Annotated in this window: 14 protein-coding genes; 9 read left to right on the top strand and 5 right to left on the bottom strand. The window is 52.3% G+C overall.

The genetic code is table 11. The annotated features are described in order from the left end of the window. Window positions 1-17: 17 nt before the first annotated feature. Window positions 18-2,570 (bottom strand): PAS domain S-box protein, encoded by a 2,553-nt coding sequence (locus Q1A54_RS07815; RefSeq protein WP_299986483.1) that lies wholly within the window; start codon window positions 2,568-2,570, stop codon window positions 18-20. A gap of 442 nt (window positions 2,571-3,012) precedes the next feature. Between Q1A54_RS07815 and Q1A54_RS07820 the strand changes: the two genes are divergently transcribed. The 3 genes from Q1A54_RS07820 (at window position 3,013) to Q1A54_RS07830 (ending at window position 6,857) form a co-directional block, all read left to right on the top strand. Beyond that, window positions 3,013-4,407 (top strand): MATE family efflux transporter, encoded by a 1,395-nt coding sequence (locus Q1A54_RS07820; protein WP_299986485.1) that lies wholly within the window; start codon window positions 3,013-3,015, stop codon window positions 4,405-4,407. Window positions 4,408-4,553: 146 nt separating this feature from the next. Further along, window positions 4,554-6,224 carry a mechanosensitive ion channel family protein gene (locus Q1A54_RS07825; protein WP_299986487.1) on the top strand — a complete coding sequence of 557 codons (1,671 nt, stop codon included), beginning with the start codon at window positions 4,554-4,556 and terminating at the stop codon, window positions 6,222-6,224. 183 nt (window positions 6,225-6,407) lie between these two features. Further along, window positions 6,408-6,857, top strand: a complete 450-nt coding sequence (locus Q1A54_RS07830; protein ID WP_299986489.1) for a hypothetical protein — start codon at window positions 6,408-6,410, stop codon at window positions 6,855-6,857. Between the two features lie 49 nt (window positions 6,858-6,906). Here Q1A54_RS07830 and Q1A54_RS07835 read toward each other — a convergent pair whose 3' ends face one another. Both Q1A54_RS07835 and arsB read right to left on the bottom strand, forming a co-directional pair. Further along, window positions 6,907-7,593: a hypothetical protein gene (locus Q1A54_RS07835; protein WP_299986491.1), complete on the bottom strand. Its 687-nt coding sequence runs from the start codon at window positions 7,591-7,593 to the stop codon at window positions 6,907-6,909. Between the two features lie 186 nt (window positions 7,594-7,779). Continuing rightward, window positions 7,780-8,823, bottom strand: coding sequence for an ACR3 family arsenite efflux transporter (gene arsB / locus Q1A54_RS07840; RefSeq protein WP_299986492.1), 1,044 nt, complete (start codon window positions 8,821-8,823; stop codon window positions 7,780-7,782). 297 nt (window positions 8,824-9,120) lie between these two features. Here arsB and Q1A54_RS07845 point away from each other — a divergent pair, with 297 nt between their 5' ends. Then, a complete protein-coding gene (locus tag Q1A54_RS07845) occupies window positions 9,121-9,384 on the top strand; it encodes a hypothetical protein (protein ID WP_299986494.1) in 264 nt (87 codons plus the stop codon). A 2-nt stretch (window positions 9,385-9,386) separates the two neighbouring features. On the opposite strand, the gene Q1A54_RS07850 is transcribed toward Q1A54_RS07845, so the two are convergent. After that, window positions 9,387-10,079, bottom strand: coding sequence for a hypothetical protein (locus Q1A54_RS07850; RefSeq protein WP_299986495.1), 693 nt, complete (start codon window positions 10,077-10,079; stop codon window positions 9,387-9,389). Window positions 10,080-10,187: 108 nt separating this feature from the next. After that, complete coding sequence (locus Q1A54_RS07855) at window positions 10,188-11,210, bottom strand: zinc-binding dehydrogenase (RefSeq protein ID WP_299986497.1); 1,023 nt, start codon at window positions 11,208-11,210, stop codon at window positions 10,188-10,190. Between the two features lie 78 nt (window positions 11,211-11,288). Between Q1A54_RS07855 and Q1A54_RS07860 the strand changes: the two genes are divergently transcribed. The 5 genes from Q1A54_RS07860 to Q1A54_RS07880 all read left to right on the top strand — a co-directional run bounded on the left by Q1A54_RS07860 (window position 11,289) and on the right by Q1A54_RS07880 (window position 19,242). After that, the gene (locus Q1A54_RS07860) at window positions 11,289-11,882 is read left to right on the top strand and encodes a biopolymer transporter ExbD (protein WP_299986499.1); all 594 of its coding nucleotides are present in this window, start codon (window positions 11,289-11,291) and stop codon (window positions 11,880-11,882) included. Between the two features lie 115 nt (window positions 11,883-11,997). After that, window positions 11,998-12,570, top strand: coding sequence for a sigma-70 family RNA polymerase sigma factor (locus Q1A54_RS07865; RefSeq protein WP_299986501.1), 573 nt, complete (start codon window positions 11,998-12,000; stop codon window positions 12,568-12,570). Further along, complete coding sequence (locus Q1A54_RS07870) at window positions 12,557-13,294, top strand: carboxypeptidase-like regulatory domain-containing protein (protein WP_299986503.1); 738 nt, start codon at window positions 12,557-12,559, stop codon at window positions 13,292-13,294. Before Q1A54_RS07865 ends, Q1A54_RS07870 begins: the two co-directional genes overlap by 14 nt. A gap of 235 nt (window positions 13,295-13,529) precedes the next feature. Continuing rightward, window positions 13,530-15,092, top strand: coding sequence for a GAF domain-containing protein (locus Q1A54_RS07875; protein ID WP_299986505.1), 1,563 nt, complete (start codon window positions 13,530-13,532; stop codon window positions 15,090-15,092). A gap of 34 nt (window positions 15,093-15,126) precedes the next feature. Further along, entirely contained in the window at window positions 15,127-19,242 is a 4,116-nt protein-coding gene (locus Q1A54_RS07880; RefSeq protein ID WP_299986506.1) for a chemotaxis protein CheB, read from the top strand. Window positions 19,243-19,288: the final 46 nt, after the last annotated feature.

Here is a 19,288-nt window from a genome sequence, read left to right on the forward strand (position 1 = left end):
GGGCTTTTAAAGCAGCCTTATGAAAGCAGTGCTTCAGCCGGAATGATGAACCGGAAAGTAGTGCCCACCTGCACTTGGCTTTCCACAGTTACCTTCCAGCCCATAGCCTCTGTATGCGCTTTGAGCAGGAACAGACCAACTCCGCGACCCTTGATATTCTTGTGGAAACGTTCATAAAGCTTAAACACTTTGTCTGCTGCTTTGCGGGTGTCAAAGCCCTGGCCGTTATCAGCAAATGTAAGCTCCAGCTCGCCGGTAGGGGTTTTATCAGCTGACAGCGTGATTTGTAAGTTCCGGTCTAATGAGCGGAACTTGATGGCATTGGAAAGCAATCCGTAGTATATGCTGAACAAATAAGTCCTGACTGCCCGCACCTTGATAGCCGGGTCCACCTCCAGCACGACTTCAGCGCCTATTTGCTGCAGAATCTCTTCATATTTTTCCTGTACCTGCCTAAATAGCCAGACCAGGTTGACCTGGTCCAACTCCAGTACATCGTCCCGCTCTCTTACCGAAAGCACGGTGTTGACATCACGCAGCACTGTGTCGATCTGTTCTATGCTGGTTTGCAGGTGCGTCCTGATCGCAGCAAAATTGCCAGAAGATGTGTCAGTTGCATGAAGCAAGTGCACCAGCCCGAGCGCATTTGCGACCGGTGCCCTCAGATTGTGAGATACAATGTAGGTAAACTCCTGCAGGTCCTTGTTCTGCTGGTAAAGGTGCTGTGAAAGTTGCAGCAGGTTCGCCTCCGCTTCTTTTTGTAGTGTGATGTCCCGCTGTACGGCGATAAACCGCGTGACGGTACCGGCATCATCCTGGATTGGAGTGATATCCATCGAAACCCAGAACCTGTCTCCCGACTTCCGGTAGTTGATGAGTCTGGCGCTGAAGTGTGACGCTTCCTGGAGTCCCTTCCTGATTTCCTGCACGGCATCCGGATCGGTGTCGGGACCTTGCAGTATCTCTCCCGGCTTCTTACCCTGCATTTCATCCAGGGTATAGCCTGTGATGCGGGTAAAGCCTTCATTCACCCACTCAGTCCGTCCGGTGGCATCTGTGATCACGACGCCGTTGTCCGTATGGCTGGCTACCAGCGACAGCTTTTCTACTTCCTTTAAGGCCAGTACTTTGTCAGTAACGTCAGAGAAGTAAATGGCCAGGCCTTCATCTGAAGGGAATGCCTTTACCTCCAGCCACTTCCCTGGTCGCTCTGAGTAAGCTTCGAAATGCACACTCTCACCGGTTTCCATGGCATGCCGGTACTGCCTGTAAAAGTGTCCTTCGGTGTCAAACTCAGAATACTCCTGTAGTTTCGTTCTCAAAATTTCCTGCTCTGTGATGCCGATAATCCGCTCAAACTCGCTGTTCACAGATGTTAAGTGCCACTCCTTGTCCAGGGTGAAAAAGGCATCCGTGATGCTTTCGAAAATGGTATTCAGTTTTTTGGCTTGCCGCTCGATGGTTTCAAAAGAGCGGACTATCGGGGTGATGTCTTTGGCGATGGTCTGGGCTCCGATCACCTGGTCACCTGCCGGCACCGGAAACTTCACCGTATCCAGGACGATGGTCTGCGCTCCCCTGGCCTTCAGCTCCAGGTCGTAGCGCAGGGTGCTGCCCAGCAGTGCCTCCTGCAGCGACCGCGCATTGACGGCGGCCATATCCGGAGGGAGCAGCTCCGTGAGCGACCTGCCGACCACCGAGTCGGCCGCTGCGCCAAATGCTTCACGAAATGCCCGATTCACCTCAGTCACGACACCGTGTCTGTTCTCGAATAGCACGATGTCCGGATTATTTTCAAACAGGGCTTTGTAACGCTGCTCACTTTCTTCCAGTCGCAGTCTGCCGTGTTTACGCTCGGTAATATCGCGGGAGCTGACTACAAAGCCCCCCATGGCACTGTTGCTGACCTGGTTACTGACGATGGCCTCCACCCAGCGCCAGTTACCCGTGCCGTCACGTACCCGGAAGTCCTGCATGCGCAGCAACTCGAGGTTAGCCGCCAGCTTCCAGGATCTTCGTACAGCAGGCAGATCATCGGGGTGAATGTAGCTACAGGAATTGCCGCACAGGAGGTCCCCCACTTCGTAGCCCAGTATGCGTTTGAAGGCATTATTGGCAAACAGGAAATTTCCTTCCTCATCGAGGAGGGCCAGCATGTCAGAACCGTGTTCTATGAGCGTTCTGTAGAAGGTTTCCTTTTCCTCCACTTTCCGGCGAAGATTGTACTCCACTGAGATATCGGTGGCAGTGCAGTAAATGAGACCATCTTCCTCAGAAAGCGTAGCTGTCCAGAGCAGAGGAACTGCGTGGCCATCCTGATGCAGGTATCGGTTTTCAAAATGGAGAATGTTGGAATTGAGTTTGAGTTGACTGGATGCCTGAACGGTGACTTCCAGATCCTCGGAGTGTACTAAGGAGGTAAAAGACTTTCCCTCTATCTCATGCTGATCGTAGCCCAGAATTCGTTTGCAGGCTTCACTTACTTTGATAAAAACACCACTTGAATCAATGACACAAAGTAAATCATGCGAGTACCTGACAAGTTTTTCATTAAAGTCGGCTTCGTTCATAACATTCTATAGATAAAGCAACAGCTAGCAGCTGCCAGTGGGAAGTAAACAATAGCATGGAGCCTTATCTTTCTAAAATTCAGCCATATGCAATTGCACCAATTTTTATTGGATTAAAGTTAAAACAATATATATAAATACAACTAATTTAGCAACTTAGCCTGGTGGATTAGTTCGGTTTTACGCCATTAATTGCACTAAATTTCCAATAAAAAAAGAACTTGCATTCATTGTTGGCAACATGCTTCCCAAAGCTTAGCAGACTTGTGACCATGGCTTGTCTTATGCTGCGCTGCCTTTCCCATCAGCAGCACAGCATTAAACTCATTGAAGTACATAAGCAGACTGAAAGCAAAAGCGGGTAGAAAAATGACGTAGGGCTAAACTTGCATGGTACCTTCCTACGTAACTTGCGGAGCGTCCCATACCTGCTCCTACCTCCATGCAAAACACCAAAGACTTTTTGCGACTTGTCTGGTCTGCCATAAAAGGCACGGAGCATGACTATACCACGCTGGGTATCCGGACGAGTATCGTGCTGCTGGCCGTGCCCATGATCCTGGAAATGGTGATGGAGTCGCTTTTTGCGGTGGTCGACATCTTCTTTGTGGGCAGACTGGGATCCAAAGCCCTGGCTACGGTAGGGCTAAGCGAAACGGTGCTGATGATCATCTACTCGATTGGTATGGGGGTGAGCATTGCTGCCACAGCAATGGTGTCCCGGCGCATCGGTGAGAAGAACTACCAGGAAGCCGCCAACGTAACCTTTCAGCTGCTCGTGACAGGCACGGTGCTGGCGCTGGCCATGGGATTTCTGGCTACCTGGTATGCAGCCGACCTGCTGGCCCTGCTGGGTGCCGAGGCTGACGTTATCGAGTACGGCCTGCGCTATGCCCAGATCGTTTTTGCCGGTAACCTGGCGATCATCCTGCTTTTTCTGATTAATGGTGTCTTTCGCGGAGCCGGTCTGCCACACCTGGCTATGCGCTCCCTCTGGATCGCGAACGGCATTAACATCGTGCTGGACCCGCTCCTGATCTTCGGCATCGGCAGCTTTGAGGGCTGGGGGCTGGAGGGGGCTGCCTGGGCCACGACCATCGGACGTAGTGTGGGGGTGGTCTACCAGTTCTACCACCTGCTCAATGGGCGGCACCTGCTCAGGCTCGGTCGCCGGAACCTGGTCATCAGCCTGGCCATGATCTGGCGCATCCTCAAAGTGTCCTCGGGCGGTATGGGCCAGTACCTGATCGACTCCGCCAGCTGGATCTTCCTGACCCGCATCATTGCTGAGTTCGGGAGCAATACCCTGGCCGGCTATACCGTTGCCTTCCGCATCATCATGTTTGCACTGCTGCCTGCCTGGGGCCTGTCCTCGGCGGCAGCCACCCTGGTCGGCCAGAACCTGGGGGCGCAGAAAGCTATGCGGGCTGAGCTGTCTGTCTGGCTCACAGCCCGGTACAATGTCATTTTCATGGCAGCTGTCACCGTATTCTTTCTGCTCTTCGGGGAGTCCATCGCGGGCATCTTTGCGCATGACGAAGAAGTGGTTAGTGTGGCCTCAGAAGCACTCCGCATCATCACGCTAGGCTATGTCTTTTTTGGCTTGGGTATGGTGATGGTACAGGCCTTCAACGGTGCCGGCGATACCCGCACCCCCTCCATCATCAACGTGGTGGTGCTCTGGCTGCTGGAGATTCCGCTCGCCTACCTCCTGGCCATCACCTTGGGATTTGGTGCAACCGGTGTTTTCTTCGCCATTGCTTTTTGCCATTCGTTCCATGCCCTGGTGAGCTGGTGGCTCTTCCGCCGTGGCACCTGGAAGAAAGTGCAGGTATAGCGCATACCTGGCACCATCAAGCCAGACACAAATTGCACTTCATACAACTCCTGAAAAGCTTAGCCGTTATTGCAGGGAGTAACAGAAGTTAGTCGCAAAGACGTGTCCCATAAGACTACCTTCAGGAGCCACATACGTTAACAACCATGTTTTCTGCAATTTACAGTTACGCGCTATCTCACCTACTCTTGCGGCACCCTTTCGCGCTATGGCTTGTCCTGAGCCTGACACTTGCCATACCTGCCACCTCGCATGCACAGGAAACTGCACAGGATACGGTGGAGGCGGTAGTACCTGAGTGGCCGGAAGATTCGCTGGGAAGACGCACGCCGCGGGGTACTGTGGTGGGCTTTATCCGGGCGGTGGCAGATGAGGACTATTCCAAAGCTGCACTCTACCTGAACCTCAACACACCTGAAGGCACGATCAAGGATGGCGCTGCCACAGCACAGGCCCTGCAACGCCTGCTGGACCAGCGCAGCAAAACCCTCCCCCGCTCCTGGATCAGTGACACACCCGAAGGCGATCTGGAAGACAACCTGCCACCCGACAAGGAAAGAGTCGGCACTGCCGAGGTAGCTAATGAAACCTTCGACCTGCTCCTCGAAAAAACACAGGGACCGGCTGGCGGCCCCATCTGGCTGGTCGCCTCCGAGACCATCAGCAAAGTACCCCTGCAGATCGAAGCGCCTAAAACTGCTGTTGTGGAAAGTGTGTTGCCCGAATACCTCACTGAAACCAGATGGGGCGGGGTACCTGCCGGACACTGGCTGGCCATGCTCCTGATTGCGGTCATAGCCTACCTGATTGCCTGGGGCATTACGGCCTCGCTCACTTTTGTCATCAACTATGTCTGGCGCAAAACGAAGGATGAGCCCACCTACGGTTTCATCCGGGCCTTCTCTTTACCGGTCAGGCTATACCTGGCTGCCCTGATCCTGGTGGTGTTGAGCCAGCGGCTGGGTATTTCGTTTGTGGTGCGGCAGCGCTTCAGTGAGTTTACCATCATCGTGGGGCTGGTGGCTGTGATCCTGCTGCTCTGGCGACTGGTCGACGCGATCACCAATTTCAGCCAACGGCGGCTTGTGCAGAAGAACAACATGTCCGGGATTTCGATCGTGCTGTTCCTGCGCCGCGGTGCCAAGATCGCGCTGCTGGTGTTCGGCATTATCTTCATCCTCGACACGCTGGGATTTGACGTGACCACTGGTCTGGCAGCACTCGGTATAGGTGGTATCGCCCTGGCATTGGGTGCTCAGAAAACGGTAGAGAACTTTGTCGGGAGCGTGACCCTGATCGCTGACCAGCCCATCCGTGTAGGCGACTTCTGCAAAGTAGGTGACACGACAGGCACGGTAGAGCAGATCGGCATGCGCTCCACCCGCCTGCGCACGACGGAACGCACCGTCGTGACTATTCCGAACGGAGACTTTTCTTCACAGAAGATTGAGAACTTCGCCCACCGCGACCGCTTCCTCTTTGCCCCGGTGCTGCGCCTGCGTTACGATACCACGCCGGCCCAGATACAGGCCGTGTTACGAGCCCTCCGGGAAACACTCACGGCCCATCCCAAAATAGACAAGGCCAGCGCCCGCGTCCGTCTCACCGAGATCACCTCAGATGCACTCAAGGTCGAGGTCTTCTCCTACGTCCTGACCAGCGATTTCAATGAGCAGCTTGAGATCAAGGAAGGCTTGCTTCTGAGTATGATGGATGCCGTGAATACCAAAGGCAAAGGCTTCGCTCTGCCTGTGCAGCAACTGCTGGTAAGTCAGGATGGCACAGGTATGGGAGATGCGAAGGAGAAGCCATTATAACACTGTCAGCGGAACAAATAATACAGATAAACCAGATTTAGCTGTGAGCTCTGGCATTAATTCTAAATATTGCACTAACTTACCTTATAGCAAATATTGCATCCTCTTACCATGCAGCATATACTTAGTAATCAATAGGAACCACAGGCTCCTGAACGCGTAGCATAACTAACAGCTCTGCCTATGATCAACAGTTTACAAACAGAGAAATTACACCAGGACGAGTCCCTAAGCATTGAGGTCGATCGCAAGCTGAACCTCCTCTTCACCCGCTGGCTACGGCATCCCTCCAGCGAAGAGTTCAGGCGCTCGCTTACACTGGCTTCTGACTATATCTGTGATCTGGAGTGCCGATACTGGCTCAGTGATGCGCGAAAGCTTTATTACATGGAACTCGCAGACCAGAACTGGCTGGTGAGCACCATGATTCCAAAAATAAATCCCTACGTCGCCCGCTTTGCCCGCGTCATGACAGAAGAGGGCTTGTCGATGCTGGACATGCAACGTATCAAGGACAAGATCGAAGATGAGCAAAAGATAGTAGAAGCCAATACTCGGGTGGAGATATTTCTGGATGCAGAAAGTGCAACAGAATGGCTGCTCCAGCATCACGACTCCAATAGCCGGGTTTAAGCCCCGGGCAGGCAAACTACTGCTCCCTATTCAGACACCGCTTGTGTGCCTATTCCGCTGCAGTCTGATACGGGAAGGCTTCCAGCTCTTTTGCAATGGAGGTGAGTGCTGCTATGCCCATCCGCTCTGATTCAGACTCCAGCAGGTCCAGGTGCATCCAGGTAAACTTTTTAGTTGATTTCCATAGATTGCGTATGGGCTGCTCCTCGTTTGGCACTATGCTCTCACCAGAGGCAATCACTTCTCCATGCTCCTTCAGATAATAACGCACGATCAGATTAGTCGGACGAGGTGTGATCACTTCCTGTGCGCTGGTCATGTGCATGAAAAGCAGAAACACCGTACTGCCCTTGTTCTCGTACAGGAACTGTCCAGGTAGCTGTTGTAGCTCCACCACCAGCTGACGATTTCCAAGGACTTGCTGCAGGTTAAGTTTTTGGGCTGCCTGGTGCATACCCCTTTGTACATGAACAGCTGTGCTGCCTGGGTCCAGCTCGCAGGATATAGTGGAATTCCAGCCCCAGTAGACTATGGCAGGTATAAATGAATTTTCCAGTTTTAAATAATTGCTTTTCTGGGCAGCGGGAGGAGCCTGTACGATCAGCCAGTCGCTTTGCTGCACTTGTTCCGGGTTCTCAGTTTTTGGCTTTTGTTCTACAAACTGGGCATATTTGCTTGTGCTGACACAGCTCGTCAATGATAGCCCGGCAAGAAGCAGGGTGTAAAGTTGTTTCATAAATAGTGCTTGAGTGAAGGTGCTAATATATAGCATCTAACACAACTTATTGCACGCTGAATGGAAGATTTCCAATACAATTTTTTTGGGGATTCGCGCTTTCAATTCTGCCTGTGAACCAAACCTTATAACACCCCTCCCCACAAAGCTTCTCAATCGGTGCACGAAACTTGGTAGACAGGACTGCTAGTACTTGTTCTTGTTCGCAAAAGCAACCAACGAGAGCATCACCGGCACCTCTACCAGCACCCCTACCACGCACACAAGCGCAGCCGGACTATCCAGTCCGAAGAGGGCGATGGCTACCGCTACGGCTAATTCAAAAAAATTGCTGGCTCCGATCATGGCTGCCGGTGCGCACACGGCATGGCCCAGCTTTAGTTTGCGGCCGCTGTACCAGGTCAGGAAAAACACGAAATAGGTCTGCAGGATCAGCGGGATGGCGATGAAAACAATGATGAGCGGATTGCTAAGGAGGTTGACTCCCTGAAAAGCAAAAAGCAGGATCAGCGTGAGCAACAGTGCGAGCACACTCATGGGCTTGAGGCGGGGCAGAAACTCCCGCGTAAACCAGGCTTCCCCTTTCGATTTGATCAGGGCGCGGCTCGTTAGAAAACCTGCGACCAACGGCACAACTACATAAATGATGATACTCAGAAACAATGTGTCGTAAGGCACTGTAACGTTGGTGATGCCCAGCAGCAGCCCCACGATCGGCACGAAAGCTACCAGGATGATCAGGTCGTTGACCGATACCTGCATCAGGGTATAGTTCGGGTCGCCATCGCTCAGGTAGGACCACACAAACACCATGGCCGTGCAGGGTGCAGCACCCAGAATGATGGCCCCTGCAATGTACTCCCCGGCCAACTCAGGAGTAATGAAGGCGGAGTATAGGTTGGAAAAGAAAAGCCAGGCAAAGAAGGCCATGGTAAAAGGTTTGATCAGCCAGTTCATGACTACAGTGAGCACAATGCCTGTTGGTTTGCGCCCGATGCGCTTGAGGCTCGTAAAATCGATCTGCAGCATCATCGGGTAGATCATCAGCCAGATCAGGATGGCAATCGGAATGTTCACCTGGTATACCTCAATGCGACTAAGCACCTCCATCTGGTCACCGGCCAGGTAGCCGATCAACGTCCCTCCTACGATACAGAGTATCACCCAGATGGTAAGGTATTTCTCAAAAAAGGCAATCTGCTTTTTGGGTTGTTTTGTTGCTTGCGCCATGGTACAGCCGATTTAGTATCTGTTATTCACATCGCAATATTACGATAAATTCATTTAGAACCAAAACCAGAATAGCTTGTAGTTGCCTTCACCAAAAGCGGTATGCTTATGGCATCTATCGATGATTCTTTATGGAAGTTTAAGATTATATAGCAGGAGGCTTTAATTTCTTGAATGAATCGCCTTAATTAAAGAAATCAAATTTTCGGATATAGCGCATTCATAATCAAATCTGACTGCGTTATCCAGCACTTTGATTGCTTCTAATTTCAACTTTTAGCCAAAGTTTCGATTACCATGATCATCAGTACCATCCTTACGCTGGTTGGCCTCTTGGGCACACTGGCCATTGTAGCCTATTTGCGCCAGGTAGAAGACGCCATAGAAGAATTGCAGGGACAACTCGAGGAGCCTGTCTGCCCTGTTTGCCATATCCCGCACCCACCGAAGCGAGCGGAACAATTGCATACAGGCAGACTGAGCCAGATCAGCAGCTATTACAAGCGCAGAAAGGTCGCAGCCCGCAAACTGTACAGATCACGCAGCAACATAGAACAATAGGCTTATCCGAGCAGTTCTTTGGAGGTGTGTTTGATATTGCGCCAGAACAAGTGGCTGAAAATGGCCTGGAAAAGAGGTGTGGGAACATGCTCTTCGTCGAGCTGTAATGTCGCCAGCAGTCGCATGACTTCCTGCAGTTTCTTCAGCTGCCCTGGCTCGTTCATGTGATTGAGCTCTTCTTTTCCAAAAAGGAAGGCGTTGTCCAGCCGGTCGTCGGTGCGCTCGATGTAGTCCATTACCTCGTATACCCTAGCTGAAAGCTCCGGCAGGATGGTATCAGCGGCTACGCGGTCAAATTTCCAGAGATCCGGTACGATGGGTGCACCCAATTGCTGGCTGCGTCTGATGTCTGACAGGCGCTTATACAGCAGGAGCGCCAGTACAATGTTACTGCCGCTTTCAGAGGTATGACTTAGCTCGTTCAAAAGGTGAATCGCCTGCTGCACGGTACCAAAGACATGCTCCACTACCTGCTGTTCCGGCTCCTGCCACTTGCTCATGTGCACCAGGTCATCCGTTACGTAAAAATAAGCAGGGTTCTGAAACACGGCCTCCTCTACGGCATGCACCATGGCCTCCAGGCTGGAAGCAGACTGCAGTAAATGGTTGAAGCAAATAAAATAGGCGATTTGATGCGCGGTCATGGGCACCTGCTGAAAGCGAAGTGTCATTTTGATGGCTTCAGGGATATTCATACAGGAGGCCCTTTGATGGTTAAAGATTCACTCTTTCTGACAGGTATGCTTCAAAGGTAACACATTAATTTCCAGTCACCCAATACCCAAAAGTGGGTATTTTCACCCTCACACCGCCACGACTACTTTGCCTACTGACCTGCCCTGCTGAAACAGCCGGATGGCCTCGTGCATTTCGTCGAAGGCATACACATGACCCACGTGCTGGGGCGCAAGCCGGAGTTGCTGCAGCCCCTGCAGTAATTCATGCATCATATCCGTCTGCTCGTAGAGGTAGATCAGGTTAAAACCCATAAGGGATTTATTTTCGGTTGGCAGCTTGAGGGGATCTATTTTAGGACGGCGCAGGTACTTCCAGATCAGGCGCGGATAGTTAGGCTTGCTGCCATGACTGCTGAACGAGGCGTTGCCATACACCACCATGCGCCCCATCGGTGCCAGCGCCTTCCAGCCTAACTCCAGTATATGTCCGCCGATGCATTCCATGATCAGGTGCAGGGGGCGACCATTGAGACTGTGCATCAGCTTGTCATAGAATTCCCTGTCGCGCAGGATCACATCCCCGTAGTGCTCGTGCTTGCGCAAAAACTCCACTTTGCCTGGCTGCCCCACCGTACCAATGGTATAGGCGCCAATTTTCTGACAGATGCGGTTAGCCAGTATACCTACCCCGCCCGCTGCACTATGAATCAGCACGTTCATACCCGGCTTCAGGTTGCCAAGTTCGGTAAGGGCATAATAGGCCGTAAGTCCCTGTACCAGAAAACCGGCTCCCTCCTCAAAACTCCAGCTTTCGGGCAAGGGCAGCACATAGCGGTGGTGGCTGTTGATGTGCGAGACGTAGCCACCAAATTTTGTGGCGCCCATGACCCTGTCCCCGATCTGCCAGTCGCCCGCCTCCTCGCCCACAGCTACAATTTCGCCCGCAAACTCCAGCCCAGGTATAAACGAACCGCTGGGGGTGGCACTGTAAAGGCCCTGCATGGCAAAGACATCGGCAAAATTGAGTCCAATAGCACGCACCTGCACGCATACCTCATCGTGGGCAGGCGACTCAAGCGACTCATGGCGTAGCTCGAGGTTGCGGATGGAGCCAGCCCGCGACATGCGGTATACCTGTCGATCGATCATAGCGCTGATTTATGTTTACCACTGCTTACGTCAGAAGGCAGCTGCTGTGAATTTTTTTGTGAAATAAATTGAGTCTCCGTGTGGAATCCGGGGCCTCGGTTCATCTACTATACAAATGCGGCAGAAGGCCTGCCCGCATCCACAACCACAAACGGAAAGGACAAGATCATGGCACAGGTACAGGAAAAACAAAACCCGGCAAAAGGCAACAGAAAACGTGCACGCAACAATGGCTTTCACCTGGATATGACTCCCATGGTGGACCTGGCCTTTCTGCTGCTGACATTCTTTATGCTCACGACCTCATTTGCCAGGCTCCAGACCATGGAGATCAACATGCCTGTCGCAACTGGCCCCAACACACCTATACCTGGCAAAAACGCACTGAACATTGTGCTCGATGAAGCAGACAAGGTATACTATTTCTTTGGCTTCCCGGGTGATGAGCCAGAGGTAAAGCAGACAGACTTTTCAGCTACCGGAATCCGGCAGGTGCTGCTGGCCGAGCAGGTAAAAAGTAACCCCAACATGGTGGTGCTGGTGAAAGCAACGGAAAGCTCCCGCTTTAAAAATATGGTGGATGTGCTGGACGAGCTCAAAATAACCGACACCCGCAAATATGCCTTGGTAGAGCTTCAGGAAGAAGACAAGGCATTGCTGGCCTCCCGATAAGCAAAATCCCTGCTGCTCCATTGGGCAGCAGGGATTTTATAAATTCATTTCAATGGAAGCATGGTACATTCAACTATATTTATTTTATTGAATATACTTTAACACAGCATCGCTTATGTTTTTAAAGTTCTTCTCAATATCGCGTTCCACTGATGACCTGGAGCTGGTGCGGCAGTATCGCCGTTCCGGTGACCTGGACGTGATCGGGAAACTTTTTGAGCGGCACACCGAGATGGTATACCTGATCTGCCTGCGTTACCTGGAGGATGAAGAAGAAAGCAAAGACGCCACGATGCAGGTGTTCGAGCAACTGATTGTGGCACTGAAACGGCATGAGGTAAGTAACTTCAAATCGTGGCTGCACTCGCTCACCAAAAACCACTGCCTTCAACTGCTGCGAACAGGCCGACTGAAAGATAGAGTAAGCCAGGCCCTGCCACGCGAGCAACACACCCTGCCTCAAGACGAAGCCACACAGGCAGAGCTGGACTGGCAGGCGCTCGAACACGGGCTGGTACACTTGCCTGCTGAGCAGCGCACCTGCATCGAGTTGTTTTACCTGCAACAGAAGAGCTATCGCGAGATAGAGGAAATCACGGGCTGTGACCTCAAGCAGGTAAAAAGTTACATACAGAACGGCCGCCGTAACCTTAGAATTTACATTGAGAAAAACCATGCGCAACGATAAAATACAAACAAGCGAAAGGGGACTGGAGGAACACCCCTCCACTGAGCTGCTGCGGCAATACCAGGAAGGCACGCTGCCGCCGGCTACCAACTATGAACTGGAGAAGCACCTGCTCGATTGTGAGATGTGCGAAGACATACTGACAGGCATGTCGCTTTCAGACCGGGACCGTACCCGCCAGTCCCGCTACCGCATCTGGCAGCGGGTCCGCACCCGCTTGCGACGCAAGCACCGCCCGCGTGCCCTGCACGGCCTCGCGGACTGGCGTGTAGCCCTGGGTCTGCTGATGATGTTCTGTTCACTTGGCCTTATCCTATTCTACCATTACACCCGCACAGCCGCTCAGGAGAAAGCAGCCATGCAGGCAGCCGAAATCCTGCCGCCTAGTCCGGAGGAATTGCTGGCCCGCACAATAGACGCTGCGCTTGTGCTGGACATTCCGGCACCTCCTGCCAGCAGCCACCTGGAGAGTAGCAGAGCGCAGGCGGAGTACAGTCTCCAAGGGCAGGTACTGGATACAGGAGGCCAGGGTATAGGGCAGGCAACCGTGCAGGTGCAGGGCAGCCCCTGGCAGACCAGCAGCGACGAACAAGGGTTTTTCAGGCTTCCGCTGGATGCCGGCAGCTATACCTTGCTCGTGAGTAGTGCAGGCTATGCTACCCAGACCTTCAGCGTCAAAAGCCCGGACAAAGCAGTGCGCCTGCTTCTGGAAAAGAAAAAATAGCCTTTATGGCCGCACCAGTATTTATACTGAAACGGTTAGGATGATTTACGAGCACCGATTCTCATCAAAACAATCTGAAAGGTCACCTGTTGCACACCAATAAAGTATTTCATTTCATGCTTTTAGGGTAAAAACACTTAAATTACAGCCTGATATACTTTGCCAAAAACATACAGCTCACCTTTTTTTATTGTACTGTATCCCTTTTTTACCCCTGGCAGAGTCCTCGCATACTATGGAAAATAAAGCACCTGTGCTGCAACCCGGCAGTGAAAAAAATTATGATTCTGACTTCTGCGGCAGCATTCCGCTTCACCAGATCAACCTGATACAACCACACGGACTGCTGCTTGTTCTGGACAAGACCCTCCGGATCAGGCAAGTAAGCGAAAACTGCACAGAACTGCTTGGAATTGCACCCGATGCGATCCTTGAAAAGCCGCTGGCAGACTTTGTACAGGAAAAAGAGCTCGAAGACCTGCAACTGAAACTGACACGTGAGCAGGCCTCTCAACATGAGCAGGTCGACATACCTTCGTCCCTCACTTTCAATACAGCAGGACAAAGCAAAGTTTTCACCGTCACCGCCCATCCGGAAGCAGAACAGATTCTGCTGGAGATGGAGCCGGCGCAAAGTGAAGAAGACAAATCTTTTCTGGCCTTTTTCCAGCAAATCAAATACATCACATCGCGTATCAAGCAGGCTGATACGACCGAAGCGATCGCGCAGGCTGTGGCAGACGAGTTTAAGCACTTTACGGGCTTTGACCGGGTACTGGTCTACCGCTTCGACCACATGTGGAATGGCACCGTGATCGGGCAGGCCAAAACAGAAGACATGAGTGATTTGCTGGGGCTCCGGTTTCCGGCTTCCGATGTGCCCAAGCAGGCACGTGACCTCTACTTCCGTAACCCCTACCGGCTTATACCTGCCCGCGCCTATACACCTGTTCGCCTCCATCCTATCCTTAACCATATTACCAGACGCTTTACGGATCTGACAAGCTGCAACCTGCGCAGTGTGGCGGGCGTGCACCTGGAGTATATGGGCAATATGGGCATTTCGGCCTCCATGTCAGTACCGCTTATTATGGAGGGCAAACTGTGGGGCCTGATCTCCTGCCATCACAAAACCCCGAAATACCCAAGCTACCAGGAGCGCACGGCCATGGAGCTGTTGTCGACCATAGCGGCAGTACGCCTGGGTGCCTATGAGAAAGAGCAGCGCGCGTCCGTACAGTCACACATGCGCGGACAGTATGCCGGTATGCTGGAGCAGCTCTTTAAGAGTGACTTTTTTACAGATGCCCTGCTACAGGGTCAGCCAAACCTGCTGGAGCTGTTATCACTTGATGGCGCAGCTATACTGTATGAAGGCAATGTACACACCATGGGGCAAACCCCTCCTGTGCAGAAAATAAAAGAGCTGGCTTCCTGGTTGCGACGCAACAGCTCCGATAAAACATACGTAACCAATTCGCTCCCCCAGGTCTATCCCAATAGCAAAGATTATAAGGACACGGCAAGCGGATTGCTGGCTTTGGCCATTAATCCTAACCAGGGCGAGTATATTCTCTGCTTTCGGGGAGAGGTACTGCAAACTGTCAACTGGAGCGGTAATCCTGATCAGGCCATCCGGATGGAACCGGACGGCAAAAGCTACCACCCCCGTAACTCGTTTGCGCTTTACCAGCAGACGGTGCAGCTCACTTCCCTCCCCTGGCAACAGGAAGAACTGGAGGCTGCAGAGGCACTGCGTAGTGCTGTACTTAGCAAGATCATCCGAGAGAAGTACTAAGAGAATCTATTACCATTATTTCGGCTAAGACAGCATGTTGCAGCAAGCAAACAATAAGCAGGAGCAGAAAATAAGCCCAAAGCCTGCCGATCATTACCTGGTAGGAATCGGTGCATCAGCGGGAGGACTTGAGGCTATTCACAAGGTCTTCGACCATTTCCCTGGCAATTCCAGCTTCTCATTCGTCATCATACAGCACCTGTCGCCAGACCATAAAAGTCTGATGGCGGAGCTGCTGTCCAAGCATACCAGCATGCAGGTGCAGGAAGCGGAAGATCATGCGTTTACACGCCCGAACTGCGTTTACGTACTGCCCAGTGGCAAGCAGCTGAGTCTGCAGAACGGGCGCCTGCGCCTGACTGAAAAGCCCCGCAACCGGGAGCCCAACTTTGCCGTGGATGCATTTTTTGAATCACTGGCCATCGACCGGGGTCCGTACGCGATTGGCGTTGTGCTGTCCGGTACCGGGACGGACGGCAGCAAGGGGGTTCGGGCCATCAAGCAGGCCGGCGGTCTGGTGGTAGTGCAGGATCCCGAGAGCGCCAAGTTCGATGGCATGCCCCGCAGCGCCATTGATACAGGAAGTGTGGACTTCGTATTACCACCCGATCAGATTCCGCACGAGATCATGGAATATACCCGCCGCACCCCCCTGGTCCGGAATATTATCCAGAGCGGAAAGCAGCAGGATGATCCGGGCAGAGAGGAAGAAATACTCAACGAAATACTGGACCTGGTATGCACCCATACGCAGGTCAACTTCAGCCACTATAAGAAACCCACGCTAAACCGGCGCATTCAAAAGCGGATACAGACCCTGAAGCTTAAAACACTGCAGGAGTACCTCAATTACCTGCACGCCAACCCGGCCGAAATCAAAGTCCTTTGCCAGGATTTTTTCATCAATGTCACCAGCTTTTTCCGCGATCCGGATGCCTTTCAGCTCCTGGAGGAAAAGGTGATCCCGAAAATACTGGCGTCGAAAGAGGAAGGCGAACTCACCAAAGTATGGATTGCGGCCTGCAGCACAGGCGAAGAGGCCTATTCGCTGGCCATCCTCTTTCACGAGGCCTTTCATAAACTGGGCCGCCAACCCGATGTAAAGCTCTTTGCCACCGATATAGACCAGCAGGCCCTGCAAAAAGCGTCCAAAGGCACATACCCTGCCAGCGCCATCCAGAAGCACGTGTCAGAAGAGCGTCTGCAGCGTTTCTTTCAGTTGAAGGGCAATAAATACACTGTAAGTGATGAGATCCGCAAGATGGTGATCTTTGCACAGCACGACCTGCAGAAGGACCCTCCCTTCAGCAAGATCGACCTGATCACCTGCCGCAACATGCTCATCTACCTCAACCCCAGCCTGCAGCATAAAGTACTTTCCCTGTTTCCATACGCCCTCAACATGGGCGGCTACCTGCTATTGGGGCCGAGCGAGCACATCGGAGACATGCAGGAGTACTTTGAGGAAGAAGACCGCAAATGGAAAATTTTCCGAAAAGTAAAAGACCGCAGCAGCCTGCAGCGCAGCTACGGCGTCACCGAATACCATACTTCCAGCATGCAGCAAAGCCAGGCCAGCCAGTTTAAGACGACACAGCTTAACCGCTATAATGAGGCATTTATGGATGCCCTGGCAGAAGACTTTAAAGTTACCGCCCTTTATGTTGACGCAAACTACCAGCTGCTGCACGGCATTGGTGACATCAACCGCTTTCTTAAGTTTCCGGATAAGCGCCTGCATTTCAACCTGATCAAGATGGTGCCGGAAGAGCTGGCAGTTGTGCTCAGCGTCAGCATACGCAAAGCGATCAAAACTAAAAAGAGTGTGGTAGGCCGGCAGGTGGCTGTGAAGTTCGGCAAGAAAGAGCGTCTGATCCATACTTCCGTGCGCCCCGTGACGCTCGAGAAAGGCCAGCCGCCACTCATACTCGTGCTGTTGCAGGAAATGGGCGAAGTAAGTCCGCAACCTAAGTTAACGGATTCTCCGCATATATCGGACGCAGACTACTACCAGCAACTCACTACCCTGGAAACGGAACTGCGCGAAACCCGCGAAAGCTTGCAGATGACCGTGCAGGATCTGAGTACCACCAATGAGGAGCTGCAGTCGAGCAACGAGGAGCTGATGTCGAGCAATGAGGAGCTGCAGAGCTCCAACGAGGAAATGCAGTCACTCAACGAAGAGTTGCACACCGTCAATTCAGAACATCAGCTGAAGATTAAAGAGCTGCAGGAACTGAATGAGGACCTGGACAATTATTTCCGAAGCTCCAATGTGGGGCAGATCTTCGTGGACCATAACCTGGAAATCCGCAAGTATACCCCATCGGTGGAACAGATCGTCAACATCATCGGGGGCGACATTGGAAGGCCGGTTTATCACCTGTCACACAACCTGAAGTATGCCCGACTCTTCGACGATATCCGGGATGTGAACAATACCTCACGGGAGATTGAACAGGAAGTGGAGACGGAGAATGGCCGTTATTTCCTGATGCGAATACTCCCCTACCTGAAGCGTGATGGGAACAAAGACGGCGTTGTGGTCAGCTTTGTGGATGTGACTACCCTCAAGACCCTGAGCAGTGTGGTGCAGGGGGTGCTCGACAGCTCGATCAACAGCATCATGGCCATGGAGACCATCCGCGACAACAAGAACCAGATCACAGACTTCACCTGGACCCTGCTCAACAAAAAAGCAGAAGAAATGCTGGGCGAATCGAGCGCAGACCTGCTGCACACAAGTGTGACAGCCACCATATCCGGCCTGCGCGATACCGGCCTGTTCAGAAAACTCTGCCATGTGGTGGAAACGGCCAAGCCGCTGCACATAGAGCAGCTGCTGAGCCTGAACGAGCAAAAAGCCTGGTTCGAGATAGCCGCCGTGAAAATGGGGAATGGCATTGCACTGACCATGGCTGATATCACAGACAAAAAGAACAGTGAAGAGCAGACGCTGGCAGCATACGAAGAGCTTAAAAGAGCAGAAGAAAACCTGACAGTGCTCAACAACAAACTCGAGCGCCTGGTAGAGGAACGCACCCATGAGCTGGCCAACAGCGAAGAGCGCTTCCGCCTGGTATCCATGGCCACCAACGACGTGGTATGGGACTGGAACCTGGCCTCTAACGAGATCTGGTGGAGTGACGGTTTGTATAAAATGCTGGGCTTCGACGAACAGGAAATGTCTGACGGCATGGAAGGTTGGTTCTCCAAACTGCATCCTGACGACCGCCTGGAAGTGGAGCGCAGTGTCAACGATGCCATCAACAATGGCAAGAGGCAGTGGAATGCGGAGTACCGTATCCAGCACAAGGAAGGAAATTATACCTACGTTTCGAACAGGGCCTACATTCTGTACAACGAGTACAACATGCCTTACCGGATGATCGGCTCATTCATTGACCTTTCGGACCTGAAACAGGCACAGGAGAAGTTGCAGCACACGAACGACCACCTGATGCGTGTGATCGACGATCTGGACACCTTTGTGTACACGGCCTCTCATGACCTGAAGTCACCGATTGCGAATATAGAGGGCCTGATGCTCGTCCTGGAAGAGCAGATAAAGGAAGCGGAGCCACTCCCCGGCGAGCCCACAGACCCTCTGTTTGCCATGATCAAAGACTCCATCAGGCGCTTCAAGAATGTGATCCGCGACCTGACCGATATCGCCAAAGTGCAGCGGGATGTGGACGGTGAGTCAGAAGCCCTGGAGATTGAAACCGTGTATAATACGATCTTTGACGGGCTGAGAGAAGAGGCAGAGCGAAAGCAGGCTATCATTGAAACTGACTTCTCTGAGGCACCCGATATCAGTTTCTCCAAAAAGAACCTGCACAGCATCCTATACAACCTACTTAGCAACGCACTCAAGTATAGCTCTCCTGAGCGCAGGCCGCATGTCAGGATCAAAAGCAGCCGCAAAGGCAAAAAGCTTGTGTTGAGCATCGAGGACAACGGACTTGGTATCAGCAAGGACAGCCAGAACAAAATGTTTACGCTCTTCAAGCGATTCCACTCCCACGTAGACGGCACTGGCATGGGCCTTTACATTGTAAAGCGGATCATGGATAATTTTGGCGGACAGGTGCAGGTGAAAAGTGAAACAGACAAAGGGACAACGTTCACACTGACATTTCCGCAGTAACAGAAGAATACGCCCTAAAAATTAAAAACAGATTATGTATATAGCC

Source organism: uncultured Pontibacter sp. (genome assembly GCF_947502515.1).
In the GTDB taxonomy this organism is placed as follows: domain Bacteria; phylum Bacteroidota; class Bacteroidia; order Cytophagales; family Hymenobacteraceae; genus Pontibacter.

Bases quoted from the DNA above. Each gene is read 5' to 3' on its own strand.
- Q1A54_RS07870 (WP_299986503.1), top strand. From the start codon at position 12,557: ATGCGCAACGATAAAATACAAACAAGCGAAAGGGGACTGGAGGAACAC.
- Q1A54_RS07820 (WP_299986485.1), top strand. From the start codon at position 3,013: ATGCAAAACACCAAAGACTTTTTGCGACTTGTCTGGTCTGCCATAAAA.
- Q1A54_RS07850 (WP_299986495.1), bottom strand. From the start codon at position 10,079: ATGAATATCCCTGAAGCCATCAAAATGACACTTCGCTTTCAGCAGGTG.
- Q1A54_RS07845 (WP_299986494.1), top strand. From the start codon at position 9,121: ATGATCATCAGTACCATCCTTACGCTGGTTGGCCTCTTGGGCACACTG.
- Q1A54_RS07875 (WP_299986505.1), top strand. From the start codon at position 13,530: ATGGAAAATAAAGCACCTGTGCTGCAACCCGGCAGTGAAAAAAATTAT.
- Q1A54_RS07880 (WP_299986506.1), top strand. From the start codon at position 15,127: ATGTTGCAGCAAGCAAACAATAAGCAGGAGCAGAAAATAAGCCCAAAG.
- Q1A54_RS07830 (WP_299986489.1), top strand. From the start codon at position 6,408: ATGATCAACAGTTTACAAACAGAGAAATTACACCAGGACGAGTCCCTA.
- Q1A54_RS07835 (WP_299986491.1), bottom strand. From the start codon at position 7,593: ATGAAACAACTTTACACCCTGCTTCTTGCCGGGCTATCATTGACGAGC.
- arsB (WP_299986492.1), bottom strand. From the start codon at position 8,823: ATGGCGCAAGCAACAAAACAACCCAAAAAGCAGATTGCCTTTTTTGAG.
- Q1A54_RS07825 (WP_299986487.1), top strand. From the start codon at position 4,554: ATGTTTTCTGCAATTTACAGTTACGCGCTATCTCACCTACTCTTGCGG.
- Q1A54_RS07855 (WP_299986497.1), bottom strand. From the start codon at position 11,210: ATGATCGATCGACAGGTATACCGCATGTCGCGGGCTGGCTCCATCCGC.
- Q1A54_RS07865 (WP_299986501.1), top strand. From the start codon at position 11,998: ATGTTTTTAAAGTTCTTCTCAATATCGCGTTCCACTGATGACCTGGAG.
- Q1A54_RS07815 (WP_299986483.1), bottom strand. From the start codon at position 2,570: ATGAACGAAGCCGACTTTAATGAAAAACTTGTCAGGTACTCGCATGAT.